This window comes from Tatumella sp. UCD-D_suzukii (genome assembly GCF_000611875.2).
Lineage (GTDB): Bacteria > Pseudomonadota > Gammaproteobacteria > Enterobacterales > Enterobacteriaceae > Tatumella > Tatumella ptyseos.
Window position 1 is genome coordinate 1 of record NZ_JFJX01000050.1, and the last position, 742, is coordinate 742.

1 protein-coding gene is annotated in these 742 nt (G+C 59.3%); it reads left to right on the plus strand.

Annotation, left to right across the window (positions count from 1 at the left end; translation table 11 throughout):
• Positions 1 to 742, plus strand: a 742-nt coding sequence (locus CG67_RS18325; RefSeq protein WP_038024769.1) for an Ig-like domain-containing protein, incomplete at both ends; no start/stop codon positions are given.

Here is a 742-nt window from a genome sequence, read left to right on the forward strand (position 1 = left end):
TTCAGCACGATCAACACCCCGCCGGTGGCGAACAATGACACGGCGGTGGCGAAAGAAAATACGCCGGTGAGCGGCAACGTGCTGACCAATGACACGGATAAGGACGGCGACACCCTGACGGTGACGCAGTTTACTGTGGATGGTCAGACGGTGAAAGCCGGTGAAACCGCGACGATCAGCGGTGTGGGCACCCTGACCATCGGCAGTGACGGTAAATACACCTTTACCCCGGTGGACGGCTATACCGGCAAGGTCCCGTCTGCGACCTACACGGTCACGGACGGGCAGGCCACGTCCACCGCGACGCTGAGCTTCAGTACGATCAACACCCCGCCGGTGGCGAACAATGACACGGCGGTGGCGAAAGAAAATACGCCGGTGAACGGTAATGTGCTGACCAATGACACGGATAAAGACGGCGACACGCTGACGGTGACGCAGTTTACTGTGGACGGTCAGACGGTGAACGCCGGTGAAACCGCGACCCTCAGCGGCGTGGGTACCCTGACTATCGGCAGTGACGGTAAATACACCTTTACCCCGGTGGACGGCTATACCGGCAAGGTCCCGTCTGCGACCTATATTATTACCGACGGTCAGGCTACGTCCTCGGCGACGCTGAGCTTCAGCACGATCAATACCCCGCCGGTGGCGAACAATGACACGGCGGTGGCGAAAGAAAATACGCCGGTGAACGGTAATGTGCTGACCAATGACACGGATAAGGACGGCGACACCCTGA